At 32.3% G+C, this 5,770-nt stretch carries 3 protein-coding genes; all 3 read left to right on the top strand.

Annotated features, from left to right (window positions below):
• The first annotated feature begins 60 nt into the window (after positions 1 to 60).
• The 3 genes from CP357_RS09395 to CP357_RS09385 all read left to right on the top strand — a co-directional run bounded on the left by CP357_RS09395 (position 61) and on the right by CP357_RS09385 (position 5,486).
• On the top strand, positions 61 to 1,362 hold the full coding sequence (locus tag CP357_RS09395; RefSeq protein WP_098037166.1) for a site-specific DNA-methyltransferase: 1,302 nt from the start codon (positions 61 to 63) through the stop codon (positions 1,360 to 1,362).
• Positions 1,362 to 3,986, top strand: a complete 2,625-nt coding sequence (locus tag CP357_RS09390; protein ID WP_098037165.1) for a DEAD/DEAH box helicase family protein — start codon at positions 1,362 to 1,364, stop codon at positions 3,984 to 3,986. The genes CP357_RS09395 and CP357_RS09390 overlap by 1 nt, the downstream gene beginning before the upstream one ends.
• Before the next feature lie 162 nt (positions 3,987 to 4,148).
• The gene (locus CP357_RS09385; protein WP_098037164.1) at positions 4,149 to 5,486 is read left to right on the top strand and encodes an RNA-guided endonuclease TnpB family protein; all 1,338 of its coding nucleotides are present in this window, start codon (positions 4,149 to 4,151) and stop codon (positions 5,484 to 5,486) included.
• The last annotated feature ends 284 nt before the right edge of the window (positions 5,487 to 5,770 follow it).

The following is a 5,770-nucleotide window of genomic DNA, read 5'->3' as shown; positions in this document are numbered from 1 at the left end:
TATTAGCTTACAACATGGCATATTGCCTAGAACGATTTAACTAGCACCACGCGTAAATTAATATATTTAGATCCACCCTATAATACTTCTAATCATGATTTTGTTTATAACGATAATTTTAATCATGCTACATGGCTTACATTTATGAAAAGTAGGTTGGAGATTGCATGGAAATTACTGTCAGATGATGGTACTATTTGGATTTCCATAGACGACAATGAAAGTCATTATATGAAAGTATTAGAAGATAGTATTTTTGGTAGAGAGAATTTCTTAGATGAAGTAGTTTGGCAAAGAGCATATTCACCCGTCAATTTAAAAAAGACTTTTTCTAGAAGTCATGATTATATTCAAGTTTATGCTAAAAATAATTCTTCGGAAAAAGAGCTTAATCGTTTGCCTAGATCTGCAGAAGCAAATAGTAGATATAAAAATCCTGATAATGATCCAAGAGGAGCATGGAAACCAGGTGATTTATCTGTTGGACCGGCTGTAAAAGAAAATATTTATCCTATTACGACACCCAGTGGTAGAACAGTTTTACCTCCTAATGGCAGAAGTTGGGTTTATTCAAAAGATAAATTTAATGAAATGATTAAAGATAATCGTATTTGGTTTGGTAAAGATGGAATTAATGTCCCAAGTGTTAAAAGATTTCTTTCTGATGTTAAAGGCGTGGTAGCTCAAACCTTATGGACATATGAAGAAGTTGGACATAATCAAGATGCCAAAAGAGAGATCAAGAAGCTTTTTAATAATAATAGTGTTTTTACAACACCAAAACCAGAAAAATTATTGAGAAGAATAATAACACTAGGCTCGAATGAAAAAGATCTTGTTTTAGATTTCTTCATGGGTTCTGCTACTACACAAGCTGTAGCTATGAAAATGCATCGCCGTTTTATTGGTATTGAGCAAATGGATTATATCAATACCATTTCAGTGCCTCGTTTACAAAAGGTTATTGCTGGTGAGCAAGGTGGAATATCTAAAGCGGTTAAATGGCAGGGAGGAGGCTCTTTTATTTACGCTGAATTAATGGAAAAGGATCAGGGTTATATAAGAGATCTTCAAAATGCCGAAAATATGGATGAATTAATGAATGTTTATTCACGTATGAAGCAAAATGGGGATATTGATTTTAGAGTTGATTTAAATAAATTTGAAGCATCCCTTAAAGCAGGAGAATTACCTTCTCTTGAAGATCGTAAAAAAGAGCTTATTAAGATTATTGATAAGAATCAACTTTATTACAGTTATAGTGATATTGATGATGAATCTGTTAGAGATTTAGTTACTGATACAGATTATGAATTTAATAAGAGTTTCTACTCTTCTAATAATGAAAAAGGTGAAGAGTAATGAAAAAAAGTATTAAAGCCAAACCATTTCCAACGTTAGAAAAAGCTAGAAATGCTGTAAGTAGTTTCCTTACACCACTTCCAAATTTATACTATATTGATGAAAATCTAAAACATACTCTAAGACAGTATCAACAAGCTGCTTTATTCCATCTTGACTGGTCACAAAGACAACCAAATGCTAATGAAGAATATAATCAACTAATGTTTAACATGGCTACAGGATCGGGTAAAACGGACGTTATGGCTGCTACAATTCTTTATTATTATAAGGAATTTAACTATACTAATTTTCTTTTTATTTCTAATACCACAGCCGTAGTTGATAAAACAAGAGATAATTTCCTTAATACTAGCTCATCAAAATACCTTTTTTCTGCACCAATAAATATAGACGGTGAAATAATAGATCTAAAGGCTGTTGAAGCTTTCCCAGTTAATCAAGAATCAAATACTATATATTTAAAACTTACAACAGTTCAATCTCTTTCAAATGAACTTAACGATCCTCAAGAAAACTCTTTGACTTTTAATGACTTGAGAAAACATAAAATTATTATTTTGGCTGATGAAGCGCACCACTTCAATGCCCAAACTAAGAAGAAACAACGTGAAGAAAATTCTTGGGAAAATCTACTAGATAGAGTAAGAAACTCCAATGAAGTAAATCGCCAACTAGAGTTCACAGCTACAATTGATGTAGACAAAGAAGATGTGTATGAAAAGTATAAAGATAAAATAATTTACAAATATGATCTAAGTCGATTTATGGAGGAAGGATATTCTAAAAACGTTTTCCGTTTGCAGGCTAATAATGATAATATGCAAAAATTGCTAAATGCAGTTTTACTTAGTCAGTATCGTAAACGAATAGCTAGAAAATTAAGCATCCCTGACTTTAAGCCGGTTTTATTGGTTAAGTCTAATCGTATCAAAACGTCTAAAATTGTAAAAGATGAATTCTTGGCAATGATGAATGAACTTTCTACAGAATCATTGCATGAGTTTCTTGTAGCTAATAAGAAAATAAACTCTAATAGTAGAGCTTTATCTATGACTTATGATTATTGGTTATCTCAAGATTTAGTCAAAGCAGTATCAGAGCTAAAACAGGATTTCAATATAAATACTACAATCAATGTTAATGAAGGTGGTACTAAGGGAATTCTTGCTGATAATAATGATTTCAAGAATTTGAACACTTTGGAGGATATCAATAATCCTTTTAGAATTATTTTTGCAGTTGCCAAATTAACTGAGGGATGGGATGTTCTTAATCTTTTTGATATTGTCAGAGTATCAGAAGAAAAAGAATCTAATTCACTCAAACAAACTAATTCAGAAGCTCAGCTTATTGGACGTGGAGCAAGATATTATCCATTTATTTATAAAGGCAAAAGATCATATACTAGACGATTTGATAATGCCTCATCAAGTGAAATAAAGTTGCTTGAAACGTTGCATTACCATACTATTAATGATTCTAAGTACATTGATAATTTGAATAAGTCGTTTGATAAAATGGATCTTATTGTTAACCAAGATCAAGACTATCAAACTTTTACTGCACAAGTGAAAGCATCTTTTAAAAAGACAGCCTTTTATCAAAATGGTAATTTGTTTTACAACAGAACGGAAGAAGTACCAGATTCAGAATATAAAGGTATTGGAGATTATGGAATTAATAGTTTTTCAATGATTATTGATTATAATACTTCAACTACTGAAAATGAATTGCGTAGTGACTTCTTACAAATTAATGAATCAAATACCAAGTATGATAACGTAGCTGATTTTTCTAATAAAGAAGATTATCGTTTGATTAAGAAGGCGATTGCGAGAAATAAGTTTTATCGTTTTGATAATATGAAACGATATTTGCCAATGATTAATTCCATTCAAGACTTTATTGAGTCACCAAATTGGTTAGGAAAATTAAAAGTTATAGCACAGGTACCTGACCAATATGATATAAATCTTTCACCGATGGATAAGCTTAAGGTGTTAGATATTGCATTGCATAGAATACAAGTAAGTATTGTTAAAAATTATCGTAAAGAACGTGGTACGAATGAATTTTTACCAATTGCTGTAAGAGATGCAGTTAAAGGTTATAGTAAAGTGGTTCCACAACCTTCTAATAGAAAAGTAGTCAGTGAACTTATAAAACCAAAAAAGATGACTGGTAATGATTGGTTCCCATATGATTATGCAATCACTGATCAACTTGAATCATCTTTAATCAACTTAGTAGGAAGTCTAATAGAAGACTTTAAGAAAAAATACAATCATGTTTACTTGATCAGAAATGAAGAAACGATTTCTAATTGGACATTGCATGAATTTGAGGACAAGGATGCAAAGCATTATGAAGGTTATATGCCAGACTTTATTCTTGCTTTAGATGATGGCAATATTATGTATCAAGTTTATATTGAACCTAAGGGTGAACAATTACTTGAGAGAGATGCTTGGAAACAAGACTTACTTGAGAGTATTCGACCAGAAAATATAAAGTTAATGGGTGAAAATGAAGATGTTAGGTTGTATGGTATAAGATTTTACACACATAGTGATGGGCGCAATATTGTTGGAGAATTACATGATCTGGATATTTTAGATTGATATTTACTAAGTCTAATAAATATTTTTGTGTTTTAATGCAAAGATGAATAGGTTCTAAAACGAGTTATTTGACTAAAAATAGCTCTTTTTTTGCTTGTTCGCTTTTTTCATCTGTGAGATCTTGATATAATGATCATATGTTCGGCAAAAGAGGGCGAAGTAATGAAAATAACGAGCAGTTTAAAATATCATTTTGGTATTAAATTGAGATTTTATCCTAGTGATAAGCAAAAGAAAATGATCAAGCAAAATTATGACGCTCAACGTTTTGTCTATAACCAATATGTTGGTGCTGGCAGATTGATTTATCATATTAAGAATGTCGGCAAAGTGGCTCAGGTAAATAGTGGCATGCCTTTTATGATGAGACCAATGACTAAATATGAAATTGATCAGGCCAAAAAATTACTTGAAACACAAGAATTAATTGCTAAGCATAGAAATATTAGAGACAAGTATGAATTCTTACGTGCAAAAGGGATTGATAGTTTTGCAATCGCTAATGCAATTCAGAATTATCGCAAAGCTTGGAAAAATTATCATCAACTTGGCTATGGAATTCCAACTTTTCATAAGAAACGTAGTGATTGGAGTTACCAAACTAATTGCACATATCAAGGAGCAGAAGAAGCCTATCTGGATAATGGCTCAGTTAGATTCATTGATACCAAGCATGTTAGGCTGCCAAAATTAGGAAATGTTAGAATTGCTGGCTTGCGTCCTGTAATTAAAGACCGTTTGCTTAATCATGTTGCAACCAGAATCAGTACAGTTTCAATTAAGAAAACAGCTGATGATCAATTTTATCTTTCTATGCAATTAGGAAGCGATATTGCCTTTACCAAGAAGTATGCAAAAACTCAAAGTCAGATTGGTATTGATCTTAATTTAGACAACTTTTTAACTACTTCTAATGGTGCAATGGTTGCTAATCCAAGATTTTACCGTAAATCCCAGAGAAGGCTGGTTCAAGCTCAAAGAGTTCTTTCACGTAGACAACGTAGAGCTAAAAAAGAGGGACGTTCTTTGCATGGAGCCAAGAATTATCAAAAACAGCGTCTGGTTGTAGCTAAGTTACATGATAAGATTCGTAGACAAAGACAAGACTTTCTGCATGTTCTTTCTACTGCATTAATCAAAAATCACGATATAGTAGTAGCTGAAGAATTAAGGAGTAAAAATCTGTTAAAGAATCATGCGCTTTCTCAGTCGATTTCAGATGCTGGTTGGCGTACTTTCCTAACTATGTTGGAATATAAGGCTGATCTTTATGACAAGGAGTTCATTACGATTGATCCGAAATTTACAACTCAAAGATATCACCATTGTGGTACCATCATGGGACAAAATGGTTATAAGAAGTTAACACTCAAGGACCGAGAGTGGACTTGTCCGGTGTGTCATAAGGAGCACATTCGTGATTGGAATGCGGCTATAAACATCTTAGAAAAAGGGCAAGGTATCTGGAGTAATCATACAAGAATGAAAAAAGCAGCTTAAAATAGGCTGCAGTCCGCTGGCAACTCATTCGGACTTAAAAGGCTTTGGTAATTAGGAAGACCACTGTTTGAGCTATTATGATTCAAATAAGTCATGCCTGTATCTAAGTTAGTTGGTGTTCTTGTTAGCATAGGTTAACAAGCCGCTAAGCCCTAGAATTTATTGTGGGGTAGTTGACCTTAAGAGGAATGTAAATATCTTTACAATAAAAAGGGCGATTCCTTACTGGCAATGTCATTAAGTTAAGACATTGACAATTAATATTAGACTTTTAAAGCACTGAT

This window comes from Lactobacillus sp. UMNPBX6, assembly GCF_002553975.1.
Classification (GTDB): domain Bacteria; phylum Bacillota; class Bacilli; order Lactobacillales; family Lactobacillaceae; genus Lactobacillus; species Lactobacillus gallinarum.
The sequence above is the reverse complement of the archived record's forward strand: the minus strand, read 5'-3'. Positions and strand labels throughout refer to the sequence as shown.

Excerpts from the sequence above, each read along its gene's own strand:
- CP357_RS09390 (WP_098037165.1), top strand. The coding sequence starts at position 1,362 with ATGAAAAAAAGTATTAAAGCCAAACCATTTCCAACGTTAGAAAAAGCT.
- CP357_RS09385 (WP_098037164.1), top strand. The coding sequence starts at position 4,149 with ATGAAAATAACGAGCAGTTTAAAATATCATTTTGGTATTAAATTGAGA.